The organism is Neobacillus endophyticus, from assembly GCF_013248975.1.
In the GTDB taxonomy this organism is placed as follows: Bacteria; Bacillota; Bacilli; order Bacillales; family Cytobacillaceae; genus Neobacillus; species Neobacillus endophyticus.
In genome coordinates, this window is record NZ_JABRWH010000001.1 from 950,391 (window position 1) to 973,431 (window position 23,041).

The window sequence follows — 23,041 nt, forward strand, 5'->3', positions numbered from 1 at the left end:
ATAAATAGTACATAACAACAATTTGAAAACGGGAGTTGAGTATATGAAGCTTTTAGCCATTACCTCATGTCCAAATGGTATTGCTCACACGTACATGGCTGCTGAAAACCTCCAAAAAGCAGCAGAGAAGCTCGGACACCAAATAAAGGTTGAAACCCAAGGCTCCATTGGTGTGGAAAATGAGCTGACGGAAAAAGAAATTCAGGAAGCAGATGGTATCATCATCGCCGCCGATAAAACCGTTGATAAATCGCGATTCGCCGGCAAAAAAGTGTTAGTAACTGGTGTTCAAGACGGAATTCGCAAGCCAGAGGAACTCATTGAAAAAGTTCTTTCCAATGCCGTTCATGTTTATAACGACAACGGATTAAAATCTGTAGCCGAACTGAAAAAAGAAATGAAAGACAAGCAAAATCCCATTTACCGACACTTAATGAACGGGGTCTCCTACATGATTCCATTCGTTGTCGTCGGCGGGATCTTAATCGCCTTGGCACTTGGACTTGGCGGTCATCCAACCGCTAAAGGGATGCAGGTAGATCCAAACTCCATTTGGAATTCTGTGCTCAACGTTGGTGCAGCCTCATTTGGATTTATGGTTCCGATTTTAGCAGGCTTTATCGCTTTTAGTATTGCTGACCGCCCAGGGTTAGTGCCTGGTATGGTCGGCGGCTGGATTGCCGCACACGGAGAGTTTTATCATAGCACAGCAGGTGCAGGGTTCCTCGGCGGTATTGTCGCTGGCTTTATTGCCGGCTATTTGGCAAAATGGATTAAGAGCTGGAAAGTGCCAAAAATGGTTCAGCCGATTATGCCCATTCTGATTATCCCGATTTTAACAACCGCAATTGTTGCAGCTATTTTCATCTTTATACTTGGTCAGCCAATTGCTGCGGTATTTACCGCTTTGACTCATTTCTTAAACAGCATGCAAGGCGCAAGCTCTATTGTTCTAGCTTTAATTCTAGGAGCCATGATTGCTTTTGACATGGGTGGACCAGTGAACAAGGTTGCCTTCCTGTTCGGCTCTGCAATGATTGCTTCTGGAAATTACACCATTATGGGACCAATTGCAGCAGCCATCTGTATCCCGCCAATCGGTATGGGACTTGCTACATTGTTAAATAAGAAAAAATATGAAGAAGCTGAAAAAGAAGCCGGTAAAGCCGCTTTCTTCATGGGACTATTCGGAATTACAGAAGGAGCGATTCCGTTTGCTGCCAAAGATCCGCTTCGCGTCATTCCAAGTATTATGGTTGGCTCCATGGTGGGTTCCGTTATTGCCATGCTTGGCCATGTTGGCGACCACGTACCGCACGGTGGATTGATTGTAGCCGTATTAGGAGCCATTGACAATGTCGTGATGTTCTTAATCGCCATTGTTGTCGGGATCTTTGTCACAGCGTTAATGGTAAATGCTCTTAAAAAGAATGTGGAGTGATTAAGATGAAACTAACAGATTTAATCAGCTTGGAACTAATTGATACAGACGTCAAAGGCAGCTCGAAAGAATCTGTTATCGATGAAATGATTGAAAAATTAGAGCAGTCTGGCGGAATTAATTCCAAACGCAAATTTAAAAAAGCGATTTTAGCACGTGAAAAAGAAAGCACTACTGGAATTGGCTTTTCGATTGCCATTCCACATGGTAAATCTAAAGCTGTCGTGAAACCTTCTGTCGTCTTCGGCTTGAAAAAATCAGGCGTTGACTGGGAAAGCTACGACGGGACACCAGCCAAAATCATCTTTATGATTGCCGTTCCGGAAGATGCTGCCGGAAACGATCATCTAAAAATCCTGCAATTACTCTCACGTAAATTAATGAACGAAGAATACAGACAGCAGCTACTTGCCGTCAATACAAAAGAGCAGGCATATGAGCTTTTGGGGCAGATTGAATAGAAGATTTTTAATGGAGAAAGGTCCAATTCTAAATGAATTGGGCCTTTTTTAGGAATTTGCAGGCAGCGAGCATACCTACCCGCACACCCCATTTTCTTTACTCCCATCCCATGCGCACCTTAAAGAAAACTCACCATCTGACGAGCCTGTTAGGGCGAAGAAAGAGGCGTAGTTCGCCGAAAAGCACAGCTTTTCGACTGCGAGTCTAATGCTCACGAAGCATTCCTTAGTGGACTTTTGCCTGATAAGAATGCTTTTCTATCGGCAAAAAAGAGACTGAAATCTTCCAGTCCCTCTCTTCTACTTTATTGCCCATCTGCCCCGTTCGGAGTGCCTCTTCTTATATGACCATTATCAAAGTTGTTTTTCCGAAGGTCCTTGACTTTATCATTTAAGAGCTTCTTTTGATCGACTTCTGGTGAGGGCGTTTGTTTATCTTTTGCCACTCCAAAAACCTCCTTTGCCTGTAAAAATAAACACCCTCTTATTTTGCATTTTTTCAATAAAAATAATCAGCTTGCCAGCATTAAATTGGCTGGATCCAAAATTCAAACTCACGATCCTCATCAGCCTGTAGCAGATATTCATTATGTACAGGTGCTCCCCAGCTGTCATCACCGCCGACACCCATTTGCCGGCCTGCCACTGTTATAACAGTATAATGAATATTCGGAAGTTCGTAATGGTGCTTGGCGGTTTCCAATTCGAATGCGGTATATGGTGAAAAATTGCATTCCAGAGGTTCCGAAACAGCAGAAATCCTAAGTCCGAAGCCCTCACGATTGGTAAGATTAACGCGGCGAACCCCCGTACGATTTCCTGATTCTTGCGGCATCACATAGCCTGCGAGATTATCGGCGACCTCATTCTTAAACTGACAAAGTCTTGCACCGGCACAGCGGTCTACATAATTTTCCTCAGGACCAAGGGCATACCACTCCAACTGATCATAATCACATGGAACTTTAAACGACAAGGCAAAAGTCGGCAGCTGTGGAAGATTGGCAGTCCCACGATAGCTAGACTTCACCCGAATGCTCCCATCCGGATATACCGTATACCACATTTTCACCTCTATTCCAGGATGAATCGAGAATTGGTACGTAAAAATAATCCTCACCTGGTCTCTTTCTTCCTCAATCTCTATCCCATTACATTTACGTGCCAAGCTTGCAGCAAACCAGATCCCAGAATGAAAATCCTGTGCAAAGCCGCGGTCATTATCAGTTGTTGCCCGCCAAAATAATGGAGCAGGCGGCTGGGAAATCATCTCTTTTCCCGAACATTTTAGTGAAACCAGGCTCCCCACTTGCTTTGAAAAAATAGCAGAGAAATCTTTGCCATGCACGCCAATGTTGACATCGCCTTGCACAACTCGCAGCTCACCTTCCGACAGTACACGCTTTTTCGAACTGACCGAAATTCCAGACTCCTCGGCACCATTCACCTTAAATACAAACTGGCCAAAGGCTACCTCGTACCCAGACTCTGCCCAAGCTCTACCTTCCTTAAGCTTAAACGAGACATCCACACAATACTCGCCCGCTGCATCACAAATTCCCGCAGGCCAATCAAATTCTGCCCGACTCTTGCTCAAAGGTGCTACCACTGCTTCCAGCCGGCTGCAGTACAATTCTTCCCCTTCCATATAAAGGCTATATTCCATTACATAATCAGAAGTATCGGTAAAAAGAAAATCGTTCGTAATGGTTACACCAGTCCGATCTGGGGTCAGTTTCAAGCTTTGATACAAAAACTTCACTTCCTTCATCTTCGGCGACAGCTCTCGGTCAGCATACACGATTCCATTCGTACAAAAACCATAATCAGTGGGGCGGTCATCAAAATCACCGCCATAAGCTAAAAACTCCTTGCCGTAACGGTCTTTTTTCACTATTGCCTGGTCGATAAAATCCCAAATAAACCCGCCTTGGTACATTGGATATTTCCGTTCCAAATCCGTATATTTTTGCATACCGCCAAGCGAATTCCCCATTGCATGCATATATTCGCAGCTTATGTAGGGCTTATCAGGATGATCGCTTAAATACTTTTCAATTTCTGCCGGCTTGGCGTACATGCGGCTTTCCACATCGCTTGTTTCATTATAGGTGCGGTTATGGAAAACGCCTTCATAATGGACCAGCCTGCTTGGATCCACCGCTTTAAAATAGCGGGATACATTTAAAATGACTTCACCGGCATAGGACTCGTTTCCGCAGGACCAAATCAAAATCGATGGATGATTTTTATCCCGTTCAAACATCGACACAGCCCGGTCTAGGACAATATTTTGCCATTCCGGCTTGTTTCCTGGGATGTTCCAGGAGGGCTCCACAACTCCCATCTTCTGCCAGGATCCATGTGTCTCTAAATTCATTTCATCAATCACATAAATTCCATACTCATCACACAAATCATACCAGGTACTTTGATTCGGATAATGAGAAGTCCTTACCGCATTAATGTTGTGACGCTTCATTGTTTTTATATCCCAAAGCATATCTTCTTTTGAAATCGCCCGGCCGGTACGGCAATTGAATTCATGACGGTTGACACCTTTAAAAACGATCCGCTCGCCATTAAGACACATCACGCGGTCGACCAGCTCAAACTTCCGAAAGCCGATTTTTTGCGGAACAACTTCAACCAGCTTTCCTGATTGATCAAAGATTTGAAAATAAAGTTTATAAAGATAAGGGCTTTCTGCGCTCCACAGTTTCGGCTTTTCTACATCAAGCGCAATGCAAACCTTTTCATTTTCCAATATCCCCTCACTGCTTCCTGCCTGATTGCCGTTCACATCATACAACACGGCGCTAACCTTCGCTGGAAGAGCAGAATGGAATTTCAAATCAGCCGTCAGCAGTCCTTTTGTATAGGAATGGTCCAAATCTGTCCTAACGAACACATCTTGCACATGGACCTCTGGAATCGTATATAGGTAGACATCCCGAAAAATTCCGAATAAACGCCAGAAATCCTGATCCTCCAGCCAGCTTCCCGTGCTCCGCTGATAAACCTCCACCGCGAGCTTGTTTTCGCCCTCCAGTACATATGGAGTCAGCTCAAACTCGGAAGGAGTAAAGGAGTCCTCACTATAGCCGACGAAATGGCCGTTCAGCCACACATAAAAGGCAGAATCCACTCCTTGAAAGGAGATAAAAACAGGCTTATTTCTCATCTGCTCCGGCAGATTGAACTGCTTCACGTAACTGCCTACCGGGTTATCATCCATCGGGATTTCCGGAGGTCGAATCTCATGATGGGCATCCCATGGGTACATGGTATTGACATATTGCGGATTACCATACCCTTGCAATTCGATATGCCCTGGGACTGTAATATTCCCCCATTGCGAACAATCAAAGCTTTGTTTGAAAAAATGCTCAGGCCGGCTGGCCGGATTCACTGCGTAATGAAATTTCCAATTTCCATTCAAGTTATGGCGCATAGCCATTTGTGCCCCTTGTCCTGCCTCTTCCATTGTTTCGTAATAAAGATGATCGGAGTGTGCGGGAAGACGGTTCACTGCAAATACTTGTAAATCACTAAGCCAACTAATTTGAGGGATGGCTGCCATCCAGATTCCCCTTCCTACTGCTTTTTAATTCTATTTAAACATAGGGCGGGCAGACTCACTATTGTTTTTGTAAAAATTGTTCAAAACTTTTTTACCCCTGGTGACAAGGCTGTTATGGTCACCCAAACACCTGTTAAAGGAACAGCAACGATCTATGGGGCAATCGGTGATGCTTTCACATGGCTAGGCATCCTGTTTCTCTTGGTGCTGCTAGTATGGTCAAGAACACTCCGTGCTTCTTCCGCTTCAGATCGAAAAAATGGCATTCTCCTAAACGTAAATGAACCTCACTCCTAAACACACTGGGAGTGAGGTCTTGTTTTATCACATTAGCCTAATGTTACTTTAGTAAAGTCATTTGTTATGAGCATTTGTTCAAAGATTTCTGAGTCAACCGGTTTGGAGAATAAGTAACCTTGACCGATTCGGCAGCCTTTCTCAAGAAGGGAGTTCATTTGGTATTCATGTTCAATCCCCTCTGCCACAACACTGAGATGTAAACTCAAGCCTAAATCGATAATCGTTTTGACCATGGATTGCTGACTGGTGTTTTCCATATCATCAATAAACGACTTATCAATTTTGATTGTATCAATCGGCAGTTTTTGTAAAACATGCAAAGAAGAATATCCTGTTCCAAAATCATCAATGGATGTTTTAACGCCGATTTGCCGCAAGCCTTGTAATACCTCGGTGCTTTCCTTTATATTTTGCATAATGCTTTCCGTAATCTCCAGCTCCAAGAATTGCGGCGGAAGCTTCGTTTCCTGCAATACTTTCTTCACCACCATGGGAAAATTACTGTGCTGGAACTGGCGGACAGATACGTTGACAGACACACATAATGGCGGGTAACCCTTTGATTGCCAGATCATATTTTGTCTGCAAGCCTCATTCAATACCCATTCGCCAATGGATACAATCTGACCCGTTTCCTCAGCAATTGGAATAAATTCCAGTGGAGATACCCAGCCCAGTTCTGGATGTTTCCAACGAAGCAAAGCCTCCATTCCAATTAACTTCTTTGTTGCTAAATCCACTTTTGGCTGATAGAAAAGGAAGATCTGATTCTGATCAATTGCCTTTCTTAACTCATTTTCCAATCTCATTTTTCGGATCAGCGTTTTATTTAATTCATTATTGAAAAAAACGAATCTATTTTTTCCGTTTTCCTTTGCCAAATACATTGCAGCGTCCGCATGTTTCAGCAGGTCTTCACCGCTTTCTGGAAAAATACTGATTCCGATACTCGGAGTGACCAAGATTTCGTAGCCATTCACTATAAACGGACTTTGGAAATTTTTCAAAATGTTTTTGGCTGTCAAGGCACATTTCATTTCGGTCGCGTCCGGCAGGATCATGACAAATTCATCTCCACCCAGCCGGTAAATTAGAGTTTCATTGTCTAATGACTGCTTTAACCGTTCTGAGGACTTAATCAAAATCCGGTCTCCTACATGATGGCCGAGCGTATCATTGACCACTTTAAATCGATCGAGATCAATTAATAACATAGCCACACTGTTTTTATGATTATTTTTCATCATATATTTTCTTAAGTCCTCGGCAAAACTTGCCCGGTTATTCAGACCTGTCAGCGGATCATGATGCGCCAAATATCTGTATTCATCTACCAGCTTATTATTCCTTTTAATGATCATTAGCTGACGCCCAATAGTCATCAGAAAACTGATAAGTAAGCCAATAGTTAGTGCATCATATTTCCAACGATAGTCGATAGAAACTAATAGAATCAGAAAAACAATGCTTAAATAGGGGAAAACAATTTCTTTTCCTTTAAAGGGGTTTTGAATTTCCCATACGATCTCTTTTTTACTTTTCTCCGCGTAAAATCCTGCGAAGCCAATTAACAGCAGAGAAACTTGCCAAATAATATCTGGAATCCCACCTGCGCGATATGTACCCTTAATGGTCATATACATGTAAGCAAAATCAGAAATGACTTGAAGGGTAAACCCATATAGAAGTAACAACAGCAGTTCCTTTCCCTTACTTTGCTGTACTAGATAGTAAAGAAAAGTCACCACAAACAAAATACTAAAATCGGTAATAGGATACGACAACAGCGTTATTGTCACAGGGAATGAATGATTGGAAAACGTGATCGGATTGATAAGATATTGTACAACCATGGCAGCAACCGTTATCATGAACACCAAAATATTAAATAGATAGGTACTAGCCGAACCTGACGTGCTGATTTCTTTCATCTTATAGAGCAATGCCGCCAAAAATAAGCAATTTGATATTCCCCAGATAAATATAGACGGACTAGGAAATATAGTATCGCCAAGTGTAAGCTGGACATAGAGCCAGTTAAAATTAGCTACCAGGTACACTAACATGCCTAAACTCAATAACAGCCAAAAAATTCTCGATTTACCAGAAAAACTTAAGTACGCTTTAAATAGGCCAATAAAACTAAAAGTAACCGCAAACATTTCTAGTACATTGACAGCAAGGGATCTGACCCATTCATTTCCCCAAAATAGATAATCCCATCCAAGTAACACAGCAATGTTCACAACTAAAATTAGTTTGGGTAACCGTCCGATCTTTAACATATAAGCCCCTCACGATTGTAAAATTAATAGGCAAGAAACAGTAGAAGGAATAAAACAGGGATTGTAACTTAAAAAAGGATTATTTCCCATTGGAAATAACCCTTTAAAAACAGTTATTCCTTTGGCAGCCCAGCCGCCATAGGTACTCCCTTAGGCCTGAAGCTTTGCGTCCTTATTTTTCAATAAGTTTGCCTTTTCAGTGAAATGATTCTTTTTTTCTGAAACTAACAGAATGTTCCTATCTATTAGTATAGTACTATTTTCTTAAAAAAGAAAACTAATAAATTTTGAATACTCTCTATTTATTTGGACTAGACGTGCTTTTTCCTGACATTTACTTGCCGTTTTTCATGCTGGAATAAGCGATACTAAAGACCTAATGATCAATAAAAAGCCACAAATCTGCGAATTCCAGGTTTGTGGCTTTTATTTTCTAGTCCATCTGTTAATTGAATGTACCTGAGTTAGAGCTCGTGTTGTTGGTGCCGGCATTTCCGCCAGTACCTTGTCCGCCAAAGTTTCGCGGCTGCATGACTCTGATTTTGCTAATGGTTTTTCCATCGCTGTTATAATAAATTGATAATGTGCTGCCGACTGTTATATTCTTCAAGCTTACCGTATTTTCAGCCATTCCATTTGTACCGCGGGACATGGTCACAATCGTGGTTCCATTCGGAATTGTGATCGTTTGTTCCTTACCGGTATATCTTTGCGTTCTCATGCCGCCATTGCCTCTGGCACTGCCATTTCCGCCTGTTGTCGCACTGGAGCCGTTTTGTCCATTGTTTTGATTACTTTGCTGGTTTTGTTGGCCATCTTGTTGGTTCTGACCGTTTTGTTGATTTTGGCCATTTTGCCAGTTCCCCCGATTTTGACCGTTACGTCCAAACCGTTGCGGCATTTCCATCAGCTTTAAGGTCACTTGATTTCCATTAATGGAAGCCACTTCTCCATATACATCAGGCTTAGCAAAGCCTTTTGTGCCGCCATTCGCCGCTTGTCCAGATTTATTGGATGTTGCTGACGCTTGCCCTGAACTATTGGAACATCCCGCAATAACGAAAATGATTAAGAATGAGATCAGTGTAGTAACGAACGATTTCATCTTCATGCTCTTATTCTCCTCTTTTAAAAGTGTACGCTGGAAAAGTCATTAATGCTGAAACTATTATCGGATTTGATTCTTAACTTTTCCTTAAAACCATTTGATCATAGATTTTAATTCTGCACTTTACGAATGGAGAACCCAAAAGTGCTTGACTGGCTGCACTGACATTTGGGAAGTACCTCATCTGGACCGTCTATCTTAAAAGATGTCATAGGAATCCCATTTTGGTGGGATTCTTTAATAGAAGAATCCTTCAACTGTCTAAGTGTTCGTTATTTTGAAAGGAGATGGATGAGATGAAAAAATTCATGTTTGCTTCCATTTTTTCCGTTATGATCACGATTGTTCTATTTCCTGCTGGCGGAATAGCGGCAGAGAAAGATTTTACTAATAGTCAAAGACCGATTGCAGTTCAAGGGGCATTGGATATTGAAATTTCCTCATTACTGAAGACAATGGGAACTTATAAGCAAGAAACCTATGGCGGCTATACTTTTTTTATAGGAAAAATATCGAAGATCCCGGTGATTGTCGCACGGACAGAAATGGGGAAGGCGAATGCTGCTGCCTCTACTGCACTGTTAATCGATCATTACCACCCAAAGGCCATCATTAATCAAGGAACCGCTGGCGGACATGATCCAAACCTCCATGTTTTTGATACTGTGATCGGAGAAAAGGTTATGAATATCGACAGTATGGAATCAGAACATTTAGATGCAGGACAGGGAATTCGCCCAAAGACATGGAAATTCACGAAAACCTTCATAAGAGAGAACGGAAAAATCCAAGAATATGCCTACTTTAAAAGCGATCCCCAGCTGGTGAAATCCGCCATTCGGGCGGCTAAGAAATACCAACACGGGAAAGTAGTACTTGGAAAAATAGGCAGTACTGATTTTTGGAACCGGGAAGTAGACCGCATTCAATGGTTTCATCAAACAGCCGGAACAAGTGCCGAGGAAATGGAAGCCGCTGCTGTTGCCCAAGTTGCAAAGGGCTTTCACATTCCTTTCTTATCCATTAGAACCATTTCCAACTCAGAAGTCTCTGGGGATAAAATCATAGACCAGCCAACGGCCGGACAATACTCCGCAGAGTTTGCCGTAGAAATAATTAAGGAACTAGGAAAATAACCGCAGGTGCGGCTATTTTTCAAATCTATGAAATAATAAATGTTTTTAAAATAATATTATTTGTCCTATTATTCAAATTATTACGATTCTGAAAATTAGCAAAAGTTCGTATAATAACCTGTAATTTCTTCTAATTCTCTTACATTATTGACAGATTCCAACTATTAAAATATTATTTTAATATATATAAGGAGGTTTAAATATGGCGTCAACTGCAAAAAAACAGAAAATTTCGCAAAGTGCTCCACAACAGTTGTCTAATAGACAGAAAATTGTGGCAAGCGTTCCTCAAAAAGGATTTTTTGGACATCCTAAAGGTTTATTTACATTATTTTTCACTGAATTTTGGGAGCGCTTTTCTTATTACGGAATGAAGGCAATCCTCGTCTATTATATGTATTATTCCGTTTCAAAAGGCGGCTTAGGAATCGATCAGCAGACAGCACTTGCGATCGCATCCGTTTATGGATCACTTGTGTATATGTCAGGAATCATCGGCGGATGGATCTCTGATAGAATTACTGGTGCCTCCAGCTCCGTATTTTACGGCGGTATCTTGATCATGTTAGGTCATATTGCTCTAGCAATCCCTGGAAGCATGACAATGTTTTTCGTATCAATGGTATTAATCGTACTTGGTACCGGATTATTAAAACCAAATATTTCTTCTGTTTTAGGGGAAATGTACGATATTAATGACGCACGACGTGATGCTGCATTCAGTATTTTTTACATGGGCGTTAACTTAGGGGCTTTTCTTTCTCCATATGTTGTGGGAACAATCGGAATGAAATATAATTTCCATCTTGGCTTTGGTATTGCTGCAATCGGTATGTTCTTGGCATTAGTTGTTTATATGCTGACAAAGAAAAAGAACCTAGGCCTTGCAGGCACGTTTATCTCAAACCCATTGGAGCCAACGGAAAAGAAAAAGGTTTCCACTCAAATCGGCATAGGGGCAGTTGTTATTGCCGGATTGATTGCTGTTGCAGTTTCAACTGGCAAATTAACAGTCCAATCATTTATTGATCTTGTTGGAGTTTTAGGGGTTGTCATTCCGATTCTTTATTTCTTACTTATGTATCGCAGCCCGAAGGTAACAAAAGAAGAGCGTTCTCGGTTAATTGCCTATATTCCACTTTTCATTGGAGCTGTTTTGTTTTGGTCCATCGAAGAGCAAGGTTCAACAATCTTGGCAAGCTTCGCCGATCAGCGTACACAATTAAACTTTGCCGGTATGCATATTGTACCTGCTTGGTTCCAATCATTAAATCCACTATTTATTATTGTATTTGCGCCTGTACTTGGTTGGATTTGGGTGAAATTAGGAAATAAACAACCAACTTACACTCAAAAGTTTTCATATGGGCTATTATTAGCCGGATTATCATTCGTAGTAATTCTTTTACCAGCTATGATTGGCGGTTCAGATGCAAAAGTAAATCCATTATGGCTTGTGCTTAGTTACTTCCTTTGCGCAATTGGTGAATTGTCTTTATCTCCAGTGGGGCTTTCAGCTACAACAAAACTAGCACCGTCTGCCTTCTCAGCACAGATGTTGAGCTTATGGTTCTTATCAAACGCTGCTGCCCAGGCACTTAATGCACAGCTTGTAAAGTTCTATACACCACAAAATGAAATGGCTTATTTCGGAACCATTGGTGTAGCTTCCATCGTTCTTTCCCTAATCCTTTTTGCTATTTCACCAAAAATGCAAAAATTCATGAAGGGAATTAATTAACAAAATGTCTATAAACTACGGAAGGCAGGCCTTCCGTAGTTTTTTATTGCGCTCAATTTTAAACTGATCCAGGTATTATAACGGCCTATTAACTCCTCAGATGAAAGGTTCTAACGATTTGATCGGATTGTTGAAATTGACCACTTCGCACCTTTCTTAATCCCCTGCGTAACCTTGCTCGAATTTTCATCTCATTCGGGCTGTATACATAAACACTACCGATTCCTCTCCATATACTCGCTGGAGTCAAACACCTCTCCTAAATTATTCAGAATTCTCATCCGGGTACTCACCTAATTCCGAACAATCCGATAGATTTCTCCATATATCATTCGAATTTGAGGTTAATTAGACTATAATTTCCCTACTTATCACAAAAGAGACGGATGAAAATGCTTTGACAAACGAATAATAATAATGTAAATTAAAAATATACGAACGTTCCAAACGATTTTAATTATAATATTCGTATTTAGGGGTGTAATAACGTGGATAATGTGTTTGATTACGAAGATATACAGTTAGTTCCCGCAAAATGTATTGTAAATAGCCGTTCTGAGTGTGATACGTCTGTGGAATTTGGCGGACGTACTTTTAGAATGCCTGTCGTGCCAGCCAATATGCAGACGATTATTGATGAAAAGATCGCTGTTTTTTTAGCAGAAAACAATTATTTCTATATTATGCACCGTTTTAATCCGGAAAAGCGGATTGATTTTATAAAAGATATGAACGCTAGAGGCCTGTACTCATCAATAAGTGTTGGTGTAAAAGAAGAAGAATATCGCTTTGTTGAGCAAGTAGCGGAAGAAGGTCTTAAGCCAGAATACATTACGATCGATATCGCCCACGGCCATTCCGATAATGTGATCAGAATGATTCAGCACATTAAGAAGCACCTGCCTGAAAGCTTTGTCATTGCCGGGAATGTCGGTACCCCTGAAGCAGTCAGGGAATTAGAACATGCCGGTGCCGATGCAACGAAAGTTGGAATTGGACCAGGTAAAGTATGTATTACAAAAATCAAAACCGGATTTGGTACCGGCGGCTGGCAATTGGCTGCGCTGCGCTGGTGTGCAAAAGCAGCCAGTAAGCCGATTATTGCTGACGGCGGCATCCGTACCCATGGTGATATTGCAAAATCCGTACGTTTTGGCGCCTCTATGGTCATGATTGGCTCCCTATTTGCCGGTCATGAAGAGTCACCAGGAGAAACCTGCGAAAGAGACGGAAAAACGTATAAAGAATACTTTGGCTCTGCTTCTGAGTTCCAAAAAGGCGAACGAAAGAATGTAGAAGGAAAAAAAATGTTTGTGGAATATAAAGGTTCTTTAAAAGACACCTTGATTGAAATGGAGCAAGACCTGCAATCCTCGATTTCCTACGCTGGAGGAAACAAGCTGCAAGCCATCCGCAATGTGGATTATGTGATTGTGAAGAATTCCATTTTTAACGGAGATAAAGTGTATTAAACTAAGAGTCCCGCCGGAGTCCATTTCCTGCGGGAGTTTTTTATTTGCCACTTTTCGTAAAAATTTTGCTGTAAGAACTCTTTTTTTGGTTTTACATGCGAACCTGTCTAAATCGGTGGTCCATTCGGACAAGTTTGATCGATTCGAAAAACGTACCTGTCCGAATCAGAGGCTCATTCGGACACTTTTGGTCGATTCCGAATACTTCCCTGTCCGAATCAGAGGCTCATTCGGACACTTTTGGTCGATTCCGAATACGTCCCTTTCCGAATCAGAGGTTTATTCGGACACTTTTGGTCGATTCCGAATACGTTCCTGTCCCAATCAGAGGCTCATTCGGATAGGTTTGGCGGATTCGAAAAACATACCTGCCCGAATCGGAGGTTCATTCGGACAAGTTTAGTGGATTCGAAAAACATACCTGTCCGAATCGGAGGTTCATTCGGACAAATTTAATGGATTCTGAATACGAACCTTTCCAAATTAGGGGTTCATTCTGATCTGCTTTAAAACCAACACTATTAGCTAACAACAATCCCGTCTTTCATTAAAGCCCTACAAGTAAAGTCCACCCCCACGAATACGTGCTGCACCGCTCTCATATAGTTAAGAATGGAGAAGTCTGCATATGTAGAGGGGGGAGTTTATGTTTAAATTTTTTTCTTTTAAAAAGCAGCCGAAAGAAAAAGATGAGAAAATAAACTCTCTGCTTCTACAAAAATTGGACCGTGTGATTGAGCTATTGGAGCGTCAAGGAAAGGAAACCGAGGGCGGGAAAAATATTCATTTCGATCATGTGCAAATCGACCATCTGGAAAATATTATTTTTCGGTTGGACAACATTGAAATCGATGAATTAAGCGGAAAGCTTTTGATTGGGACAAATATTAGCGGCTCCGAAGATTTCGCAGCTTCCCTCATCCAAAAAGCTGACAAGGAAAACATAAAAAAAGAAGCACGGGCTGCGTCAGAAGATACATCTGATGAACAAAAAATAACGCAAACCTCAAAAGGTTACCGTTTTCGCAGTAACCTCTAAACATTCTTCTTTATATTGATTATTTTAATATCTTGGTCATCGATAGGGCTATCAATAGTATCCTGGTCATTATTAATATTATGATTGCATAAAAGGTGATTGTTGTTTCCATAAATACTTCCCTGCGAATTGTTCACTTTTTCATTTCCTTCCATCCCGGTAATATGCCCCTCCCCAATCGACAACATTGAATTTTGCTGCATGTTATTCACATTGACACTTTCAAACGTTAGGGTAGACGATTTTTCCCCGCCGTCGTTTTCAACTGAAACATGAATATCCCGGTCATCAATGGGTGTATCTATATAATCGGGATCATTAAGGATGGATACATTTTGGTACAGCACATTCGCAGTCCCCCCTACTTTCCCAATGACATTATTCTCTTTCCCATGTGCACTCCAGCCAACAGCATTATTGCGTTCCCCAATAAAAATACCGGATTGCCGAGTCATGGATTGGACATTTATATTCCCTTCAAATTTAAATTCAAAGGATTGCAGCATGTTCTTCACCACGTTTCATATTCATTTCTTTACACTATGTTTTGGGCAGGCGCCTTGTGATGGTTGCCTGCAAATCTCCAACATTTGTGTCATTCGCCCAAGGATTTGAATAGGATAAAAAAGAAAACCGGTCATTTAGCGATGATGAGCGTAAATTTTTCAAGTAAGGAGCATTTAGGAGATGAAACTTACATTACAGAACATCGACATTAACAGCATGGAGAACTCTGTTGGGGTTTTTATTGGAAAAACAAATATCCTAAAACAGTTTCGCGGTGAAAAAAGCATAAACGAGGTAATTGGGAACATTTCAGGGAACGAAAATAAGCTTCGGCATGGTTGTTGGATTAAAAACAAAGTAAAGGAAGGATGAGTCATTCGTGGCTTCCCCTATTTTATCCCCCACTTTTCATATCGGCACGATCAAAATCGAAAATATTGAAAGTGCATCATGTTTTAGCATTGGAAATAACTTCATAGAAGACTTTAAAAATAGTAAAAAGCATTACCAGGGATTAGGTAATATCCATGGAGACAGTAACAACTTTGCCCATACAAGCGCCGCATTAACGAATCACGCGCAAAGCCAGGAAAAAACGGAGAACGAGTAACCCTTTAATGAAAAAAAGGGTTTTTCTTTTTGCTGAAAATGCAGCCCTGAATGACCGGCAACAGCCCACGATCATATAAAAAAAAAGAAAACCCGCCAAACCGGCAGGTCTCACTTTGTTTACGTTTCCTCTTCCCAAAGCGGTATGAAAACCTTAAAGGTCGTGCCTGCTCCTTTTTCGCTTTTGACATCAATTCTTCCTTTCATTCTTTCAACGATTTGGTAGCAAACCATTAAACCCATTCCTGTTCCTTTTTCCTTTAATGAATAGAAGGCTGTTCCTAACCGTTCCAGTTCTTCGGGGGACATGCCAATTCCGGTATCGTTCACTTCAATGACACCAAAACCATCGCTTTTTTGGACATTCAGTGTTAATTGACCGCCTGAGCGTAAGGCTTCAATGCCATTTTTAGCAATATTAATGATGACTTGTTTGATCTCACCTTGATTCCCTTTTACAAAAACATCTTTCTCCAAATTGGTTTTCAACGAAATGTTTTTTGACATGAGGGCAAACGTATTCATTAAATCTGCAACCTTATCTGTCAAATCACAGATATCTACCTTCTCAACCTGCTCAAGGTCCGGTTTTGCAAGGGAAAGATAATCATTGATAATATTCTCGGCGCGATTCAATTCATCAATCATCAATTGAACATAGGTTAATTCCGTTTCACTTAAATGTTCTTTCGTTAAAAATAATTGCAAGAAACCTCTGACGACTGTCATAGGGTTTCTGATTTCATGAGCAACCGCTGCCGCTAGCTGTCCAATCGCGTTCATTTTTTCAGCGCGCTGCAATTCCTTTTGAATTTTCGTCCTCTCAATAATTTTTTCCATTTCACCAATGGCATCTTCCACTCGGTGGGTACGGATAAAATTATCTGGTAAGGAACCTAATTCCTTATATGTATCGGAGAGCCGGTCAAATAAAACCGTTAGCTGTGAGGTCATATCGTTAAAATTCTCACCTAACGTGATCAAATCTGATTGGCTGGAGATCTTTAACTTCACACTGAAATCTCCGGAGCTGACCGCATTAATGCCGGAAATAATTTCATGAACTGGCGCGAGTACCTTTTGCATTCCCCATCTTAATATAAAATAAACAAGGATCGTAATCGCAAGTAATGTAAAAAGTAAATAGCTGCCGATTCTTCGTTTGAAAGCATCAACAGTAGAGGCATCAGCATCCACAGCCATTACAGCTATGACCTTTCCGCTATAATCTAATATCGGGTGAAAGGCCGTAATCCAGACGCCGTATTGATCACGGTATATTTCTGAGTTCGTTGTCACTTTTTTCTTTAGCACTTGTTCAAATGGCTTCAGGAATGGGTCCCCTGCTTTATAAAGACCGAAGTTTGAAATTCCGTAATCCTTATCTGTCTTCGAGATGGCTAAAAAGGTGAGTTCATTTTTATGCTGGATCGTTGGTTCCAAAAGATAGCCTTCCAAATAAGATGCATTTCTTGCCTGAACTTGCCCCACTAAATCATTCAATTTTAATAAGGCTGGATCTTTCGGATCATGAGCTTCTAATACCTTTTGGACATCAGCGGGCGGGATGGTTACACTCCATAAACTGGAAATCCCTTTTGCTCGATCTGTCAGCTGACCCTTTAATTGATTTGATTCATAAAAAAAGGTGAACCCAGCTGTTGAAACAACAATGAAAAAAGTGATGAGAAAAGAAAATAACAATATTTTGTTATAAAAAGGTAGGTTGTTCACATACTGTTTGCCCATGCCTATGATCCTTTCGGGTGCTATATGTTTACAAATTCGACAAAATGGATGGTAAAACCTTTGTCAACAATTACCTTTCACAAAATTTTTACATTTTTTGCAGGTAACGGATAAAATCGTTATGTGAATAAAAAAAGGGTTTAATTGGATAATAAATATATTAAGTAGGTTGGAGGTTGTCACGATGAGTAAACGAAAAATCCTTTCCATTTGCACATTGATTATTCCCTGGTTAACTGCCCCATTAATCGGTAAAAATACGTTTATTCGCTTCCTTCCAGTTGCAACCTTTATTGGCTATATTTTTGGCTTTATTAGTGAAATAGCGGATAACCGCAAATGGTGGAAAGTCAAAAATGCATTATTTCCCAAATATCATTTGGATATTTCTTATTTATTTGGACTATATTTTATCGTCACGATTTGGGTGTTCAAATTAACATTCGGCAATTTTTATAAATATCTCACCACCAATATTGTGATTGATTTAGTTTTTTCATATCCAATCGTAAAATTTTTCACGAAAGTCGGAGTATTTGAGTTTAAGAAGATGCAGCCCAAAGACTTTTGCATCATTTCTATTTTAATGTCCATTTTTATTTACTTTTATCAAACGGTAGTGGAACGGGTGATCGTGAAGGAGAAAATAAAAGAGCAAGCGCAGTGTGAATAGAAAAAGCACCGTGGATGCGGTGCCCTTCCCCCTTTAAAGCTTTTCTCCGTTTGATGCAATAACCTCTTTATACCAATAAAATGATTTTTTGCGTGAACGCTCCATTTTGCCTCTGCCATCATTGTCTTTGTCAACGTAGATGTAACCGTAGCGCTTTTTCATTTCGCCTGTTGATGCACTGACAATATCTATTGGCCCCCAGCTTGTATAACCAAGAATTTCAACACCGTCTTGAATGGCTTCGCCCATTGCCGCGACGTGTTTTCTTAAGTACGCAATGCGGTAGTCATCATGGATTTCTCCTTCCGGCGTCACTTCGTCCACAGCCCCAAGTCCGTTTTCTACGACAAACAAAGGCTTTTGATAGCGATCATATAACTGATTGCATGTAATCCTGAAGCCCTTAGCATCAATCGGCCAGCCCCACTCGGATTTTTCCAAATAAGGATTTTCAACGGAAGCAAACACATTGCCGCTGGAGATTTGTTTTAAAATTTCAGGATCGTCGCTCGTTGCGCGGCTGCCGTAATAGCTAAACCCGATATAATCCACCGTGCCAGTTTTTAAAAGCTCTTCATCCCCTGCTTCCATTTCGATGTTCAAATGGTTGTCTTTAAAAAATCGCTTGGCATAACCCGGATATTCGCCTCTAGATTGGACATCAATGAAGAAGAACGACTCCCGGTCTTTTTCCATTGCCTTAAAGATATCATCTGGATGGCAAGTGTATGGATAAGTGGCGCCGCCTGCTAACATGCAGCCAATTTTGGCATCAGGAATGATTTCATGGCATGCTTTTACAGCCAATGCACTGGCTAGGAGCTGATGGTGTGCCGCCTGGTATTGTATTTGCAGCCTGTTTTCCCCTTCTTTAAAAACAAGTCCAGCACCGATAAATGGCAAGTGCAGCAGCATATTGATTTCATTAAAAGTCATCCAATATTTCACTTTGTCTTTATAGCGTTTAAATATAGTCGTTGCGTAGTTTTCAAAAAACGATACAAGCTTGCGGTTTCTCCAGCTTCCATATGTTTCAACAAGGTGAACTGGCACATCAAAATGGACTAGTGTTACAACCGGCTGAATGCCATATTTTAAGCACTCATCAAAGACATCATCATAAAACTGTAATCCAGCTTCATTTGGCTGTTCCTCATCACCCTTCGGAAAAATCCGCGCCCATGAAATGGATAGTCTTAGTGCTTTAAAGCCCATTTCCGCAAATAAGGCGATGTCTTCTTTATATCGATGGTAAAAATCAATCGCTTCATGTGATGGATAGAATTCTCCTTCAAGCGGTGAAAAGGATTCAAGGGATCCAGTTGCAATGGCCCAGCGTTTTTTCCCTGTCGGCATTAGGTCAACAGTTGTTAAACCTTTGCCTCCTTCCAAATAACCGCCTTCAGCCTGATTGGCGGCAATGGCCCCGCCCCATAAAAATCCTTTTGGAAATGTAAAATTCGTCATGTTCATGCTCCTTTGCTATGTAGAGTCAGAAGGGAAAGCTGGTCTTCCCTTCTGACTTATGTTTTTTTCTATCTAATTAATTATGGCCGGATCAGCTGTTTTTACGTCAGCTGATCCGGGTTTAGATAAGTGAGCTTTACTGTCGGCTAACCACAAATACTGCCGCTATTTTAAACGGCCAGGCTCTTTGTTTTTGCCTGTACTTCGATTAAAGTGTCTCCGGCTTTGACCTTTTTGGCACTTGTTAGCACCATGTTATAATGATCGTGATTCGTTACCAGTACCGGCGTCGTTACCTCAAAACCGGCCTCTTTAATTTTGGCTATATCAAATTCGATTAGAAGCTGGCCTAGCTCAACCTTGGCACCTTGAGTTGTATGTGATGAGAAGTATTTTCCTTCCAACTGTACAGTGTCCATCCCAATATGAATAAGGATTTCCGCACCATCATTTGTTGTAATGCCAATGGCGTGATGGGTAGGGAATAGAGCTGAAATGGTGCCTGACACCGGAGAGAAAAGTTTCCCCTCTGATGGTTCAATGGCTACGCCTTTGCCAAGTGCACCGGAAGCAAAGGCAGCATCTTTCAATTCAGATAATGCTTTTACCTCACCTGTGAAGGGGCTGGGAATGATTTCATTTTTAGCCATGTTTCCTGTAGGTTTATGACCATTTTTTTCAGTTGGAGCAGTGGCAGGTGTTTCCTCTTTTCCTATGCCGCCAAATAAATACGTTAGAATGAAACCAAGGATGAATGCTACGAGAACGGCAATGACTGCACCCCAGAATCCGGAAGTAATACCTGCTTTTGGCTCAATCATATTTGGGAAACCAAAAACTCCGAGTCCACCCATAATATACGTTTTTGTATGGAATGCACCAATAATGGCTCCACCGATTGCAGCCGCAATACAGCTGATAATAAACGGTTTTTTCTTCGGAAGCGTAACCCCGTAAATCGCAGGTTCCGTAACACCGAAAATACCGGATATAAATGCTGGAATACTTAATGATTTTAACTTTTTGTCTTTCGTTTTAAGCCATACACCTAGAACGGCACCCGTTTGGGCAAATGAAGCGGCGAACACTAGTGCCAAGACGGGATCTGCGTGCATGACCACCATATTGTTGATTGCAATCGGGATCAAGCCCCAGTGAAGACCGAAAATAACAAATACCTGCCAGAACGCCCCTAGGAAGATACCAGCAATAATTGGGCTCAGCCCAACCAACCAAAGGGTTAATTGTCCTAAAAGCTGTCCTGCCCAAGTTGCCACAGGTCCGATCACAATAAATGTAAGCGGAACGGCAACTAGCAATGTAAAGAAAGGAACCAAAAATGTCTTCACAACATCTGGAATTACTTTTGTAAACCATTTTTCAATTTTTGAACCAACCCATGCGGCAATTACAATGGGGATAACGGATGATGAGTACGTCATTAAAATAACTGGAATGCCAAGGAATGTGATATGAATCGGTGATTGAAACATAGTTCCCGCAAATAAGGTGTACAGCGGTTTTCCTGCCGTTAAGCCGGACAGTGTAGGATAAACCAATGAGGCTCCGATAGCCATCCCGATAAATTGGTTTCCTTTGAATTTCTTGCTTGCTGTAAAACCAAGGAAGAGCGGGAAGAAGTAGAACAGCGAATCGCCAATAGCGTTTAAAATGGCATAAGTTCCAGCTGTAGCCGTATACAATCCAAGTGCAACAAACAAGGCGTTAAAGCCTTTGATCATTCCTGTAGCTGCTAAAACGCCAAGTGTTGGAGCGAAAATGCCGGAAATCATATCAATAAATGTGTTAAACAAACCTTGTTTTTTTCCATCTTCATCATCCTCTACAGGTGCTGTGGATTGAAATCCCCCAATCGCTACAACATCTTTATAGACATCTGGCACATGATTTCCGATCACCACTTGATACTGGCCGCCGCTTTTCATGACAGTGACGACGCCGTCCATATTTTTCAATACATCCGTGTTGGCTTTGCCTTCGTCTTTTAGCTTAAAGCGCAGGCGGGTGATACAATGGACAACGCTGATAACGTTTTCTTTCCCACCGACATTAGCAATAATGTCTTTGGCTAACTGCTCGTATTTCATTTAGAGACCCTTCTTTCTTTTTTTATTTTTATGCGCTAGTAAATTTGGCTGTTTGATTTCCGCTCCAATCAATCATGAGCTTTCATAACTTATTAAATAAAAAACCTGAACATAATCCGAACACACGTAAATACAGCTGCGTCTTTCAGATTTGTTCAGGTTATGCCCTAAAAGGTAACATTCCTTCCCATTGGTATTCAGTTATCGTCACGGTGCTAAAACCACCTCCTAAAAATAAAAAACCTAAATTGCACGTCAAACTAGATGACGGTACAATTTAGGTTTTGCCTGCATAATCAGTAACAATCCTAATAATTTAAATATTCAAATTATATAAATATAATAGCATTCGCTTTCAAATTTTGTCAACGCTTTCTTTAGGAAATATTCACTTCACTTTATAACGATTTGTGACACGATGAATATGTACTGTTAAATAAATTTCTTCGTCTTTCGTGAGGCTCCAGTTAAAATAATTTTCCAAATAAGTGGCAATTTTTTTTGTACAGTCATGGGCATCGGGATATTTCAGCTTAATTTGGTCATAGAAGAAATGGTCCACTGTCTCGTCCAATTTTTCCTTCCGAATAAAACGGACTGCAAAAAAGCGAAGGTGGGTTAAAAACCGTTCGTAATTGACCGATGTCTCGTCCAATTCCATTTTAAAATGGTATTTAACGATGTTCAGAATCGTGTTGACCATCTCTGTGATCTGAATCGCTGCTGCCATGTTCTCGCCAGATAGCTGACTATTGACTAAATGCAAGGCAATGGATGCTGCCTCGTCATCTCCAAGCTTGATCCCTGTTTCATTTTCGATAATTTCTAAAGCTCTTAAGGCAATTTGAAACTCCTGCTTGTAGTATTTCCGGATTTCCCATTGGAGGGGATTTTTTAAATGTATGCCCTGTTTATACCTGCTGATCGCAAAGCTGATGTGGTCGGTTAATGCAACATAGAGATATTCATCTAATTTATAGGGAAGGTGGAATTGTGCGTAGTCTAAAATTTTGGCAGAAATATTCAAGTACAGTTCAGAAGTATCCCTTAATAATTTTGCCAGCTTTTCCGAAATTCCATGAGTCTCCAGCACAAAGGTCTTCTCGATTTTGGCTGGATTGATGGCCTCTCCTACTTTTTTCTGAAAAGCAAGGCCTCTCCCCATCACGACGATTTCCTGATGCATTTCATTATTCGATACCACGACATTATTGTTTAATATCTTTTTGATTTCCATTACCACTCGTCCTTGATTGCAGTATTTTGTAAATCAACGATCCCCTAAATAAAAAAACCCAAATTTGCACATTCAAATACCCTTTATGGTATTCTACACAAATTTAGGTTTTGCCTGCCTCACAG

At 40.9% G+C, this 23,041-nt stretch carries 17 protein-coding genes, 1 pseudogene and 1 riboswitch; of the genes and pseudogenes, 9 read left to right on the forward strand and 9 right to left on the reverse strand.

Going from position 1 to position 23,041, the window contains the following annotated elements:
* Positions 1 to 43: 43 nt before the first annotated feature.
* Positions 44 to 1,902 (forward strand): annotated as a pseudogene (locus tag HPT25_RS04640) (fructose-specific PTS transporter subunit EIIC).
* 305 nt (positions 1,903 to 2,207) lie between these two features.
* Here the strand turns inward: HPT25_RS04640 and HPT25_RS04650 are convergent.
* Positions 2,208 to 2,348, reverse strand: coding sequence for a hypothetical protein (locus HPT25_RS04650; protein WP_173060611.1), 141 nt, complete (start codon positions 2,346 to 2,348; stop codon positions 2,208 to 2,210).
* An 80-nt stretch (positions 2,349 to 2,428) separates the two neighbouring features.
* Complete coding sequence (lacZ, locus tag HPT25_RS04655; RefSeq protein ID WP_173060614.1) at positions 2,429 to 5,485, reverse strand: beta-galactosidase, LacZ type; 3,057 nt, start codon at positions 5,483 to 5,485, stop codon at positions 2,429 to 2,431.
* Positions 5,486 to 5,599: 114 nt separating this feature from the next.
* Between lacZ and HPT25_RS04660 the strand changes: the two genes are divergently transcribed.
* Positions 5,600 to 5,782: a hypothetical protein gene (locus tag HPT25_RS04660; protein ID WP_173060617.1), complete on the forward strand. Its 183-nt coding sequence runs from the start codon at positions 5,600 to 5,602 to the stop codon at positions 5,780 to 5,782.
* Positions 5,783 to 5,814: 32 nt separating this feature from the next.
* Here HPT25_RS04660 and HPT25_RS04665 read toward each other — a convergent pair whose 3' ends face one another.
* Together HPT25_RS04665 and HPT25_RS04670 are read right to left on the reverse strand one after the other, a co-directional pair.
* On the reverse strand, positions 5,815 to 8,070 hold the full coding sequence (locus HPT25_RS04665; protein WP_173060620.1) for an EAL domain-containing protein: 2,256 nt from the start codon (positions 8,068 to 8,070) through the stop codon (positions 5,815 to 5,817).
* Between the two features lie 120 nt (positions 8,071 to 8,190).
* Positions 8,191 to 8,273: riboswitch (cyclic di-GMP riboswitch) on the reverse strand.
* Between the two features lie 242 nt (positions 8,274 to 8,515).
* A complete protein-coding gene (locus HPT25_RS04670; RefSeq protein WP_173060623.1) occupies positions 8,516 to 9,181 on the reverse strand; it encodes a hypothetical protein in 666 nt (221 codons plus the stop codon).
* A 293-nt stretch (positions 9,182 to 9,474) separates the two neighbouring features.
* Here HPT25_RS04670 and mtnN point away from each other — a divergent pair, with 293 nt between their 5' ends.
* The 4 genes from mtnN to HPT25_RS04690 all read left to right on the forward strand — a co-directional run bounded on the left by mtnN (position 9,475) and on the right by HPT25_RS04690 (position 14,566).
* Positions 9,475 to 10,314, forward strand: coding sequence for a 5'-methylthioadenosine/S-adenosylhomocysteine nucleosidase (gene mtnN / locus HPT25_RS04675; protein WP_246277139.1), 840 nt, complete (start codon positions 9,475 to 9,477; stop codon positions 10,312 to 10,314).
* Positions 10,315 to 10,516: 202 nt separating this feature from the next.
* Positions 10,517 to 12,055, forward strand: a complete 1,539-nt coding sequence (locus HPT25_RS04680; protein WP_173060626.1) for a peptide MFS transporter — start codon at positions 10,517 to 10,519, stop codon at positions 12,053 to 12,055.
* Positions 12,056 to 12,543: 488 nt separating this feature from the next.
* Positions 12,544 to 13,527, forward strand: a complete 984-nt coding sequence (guaC, locus tag HPT25_RS04685; RefSeq protein WP_173060629.1) for a GMP reductase — start codon at positions 12,544 to 12,546, stop codon at positions 13,525 to 13,527.
* A gap of 646 nt (positions 13,528 to 14,173) precedes the next feature.
* Positions 14,174 to 14,566, forward strand: coding sequence for a hypothetical protein (locus tag HPT25_RS04690; protein WP_173060632.1), 393 nt, complete (start codon positions 14,174 to 14,176; stop codon positions 14,564 to 14,566).
* Here the strand turns inward: HPT25_RS04690 and HPT25_RS04695 are convergent.
* On the reverse strand, positions 14,563 to 15,072 hold the full coding sequence (locus HPT25_RS04695; RefSeq protein ID WP_173060635.1) for a hypothetical protein: 510 nt from the start codon (positions 15,070 to 15,072) through the stop codon (positions 14,563 to 14,565). The genes HPT25_RS04690 and HPT25_RS04695 overlap by 4 nt on opposite strands.
* Positions 15,073 to 15,253: 181 nt before the next feature.
* Here HPT25_RS04695 and HPT25_RS04700 point away from each other — a divergent pair, with 181 nt between their 5' ends.
* Positions 15,254 to 15,445, forward strand: coding sequence for a hypothetical protein (locus HPT25_RS04700; protein WP_173060639.1), 192 nt, complete (start codon positions 15,254 to 15,256; stop codon positions 15,443 to 15,445).
* A gap of 7 nt (positions 15,446 to 15,452) precedes the next feature.
* Positions 15,453 to 15,683 (forward strand): hypothetical protein, encoded by a 231-nt coding sequence (locus HPT25_RS04705; RefSeq protein ID WP_173060643.1) that lies wholly within the window; start codon positions 15,453 to 15,455, stop codon positions 15,681 to 15,683.
* A gap of 119 nt (positions 15,684 to 15,802) precedes the next feature.
* Here HPT25_RS04705 and HPT25_RS04710 read toward each other — a convergent pair whose 3' ends face one another.
* The gene (locus tag HPT25_RS04710) at positions 15,803 to 17,431 is read right to left on the reverse strand and encodes an ATP-binding protein (RefSeq protein WP_173060646.1); all 1,629 of its coding nucleotides are present in this window, start codon (positions 17,429 to 17,431) and stop codon (positions 15,803 to 15,805) included.
* A 184-nt stretch (positions 17,432 to 17,615) separates the two neighbouring features.
* Between HPT25_RS04710 and HPT25_RS04715 the strand changes: the two genes are divergently transcribed.
* Complete coding sequence (locus tag HPT25_RS04715) at positions 17,616 to 18,104, forward strand: hypothetical protein (RefSeq protein WP_173060649.1); 489 nt, start codon at positions 17,616 to 17,618, stop codon at positions 18,102 to 18,104.
* Positions 18,105 to 18,137: 33 nt separating this feature from the next.
* Here the strand turns inward: HPT25_RS04715 and ascB are convergent, their stop codons facing one another.
* The 3 genes from ascB to licT all read right to left on the reverse strand — a co-directional run bounded on the left by ascB (position 18,138) and on the right by licT (position 22,916).
* Entirely contained in the window at positions 18,138 to 19,571 is a 1,434-nt protein-coding gene (gene ascB, locus HPT25_RS04720) for a 6-phospho-beta-glucosidase (RefSeq protein ID WP_173060652.1), read from the reverse strand.
* 170 nt (positions 19,572 to 19,741) lie between these two features.
* The gene (locus HPT25_RS04725; RefSeq protein ID WP_173060655.1) at positions 19,742 to 21,679 is read right to left on the reverse strand and encodes a beta-glucoside-specific PTS transporter subunit IIABC; all 1,938 of its coding nucleotides are present in this window, start codon (positions 21,677 to 21,679) and stop codon (positions 19,742 to 19,744) included.
* 388 nt (positions 21,680 to 22,067) lie between these two features.
* Positions 22,068 to 22,916 carry a BglG family transcription antiterminator LicT gene (gene licT, locus HPT25_RS04730; RefSeq protein WP_173060658.1) on the reverse strand — a complete coding sequence of 283 codons (849 nt, stop codon included), beginning with the start codon at positions 22,914 to 22,916 and terminating at the stop codon, positions 22,068 to 22,070.
* Positions 22,917 to 23,041: the final 125 nt, after the last annotated feature.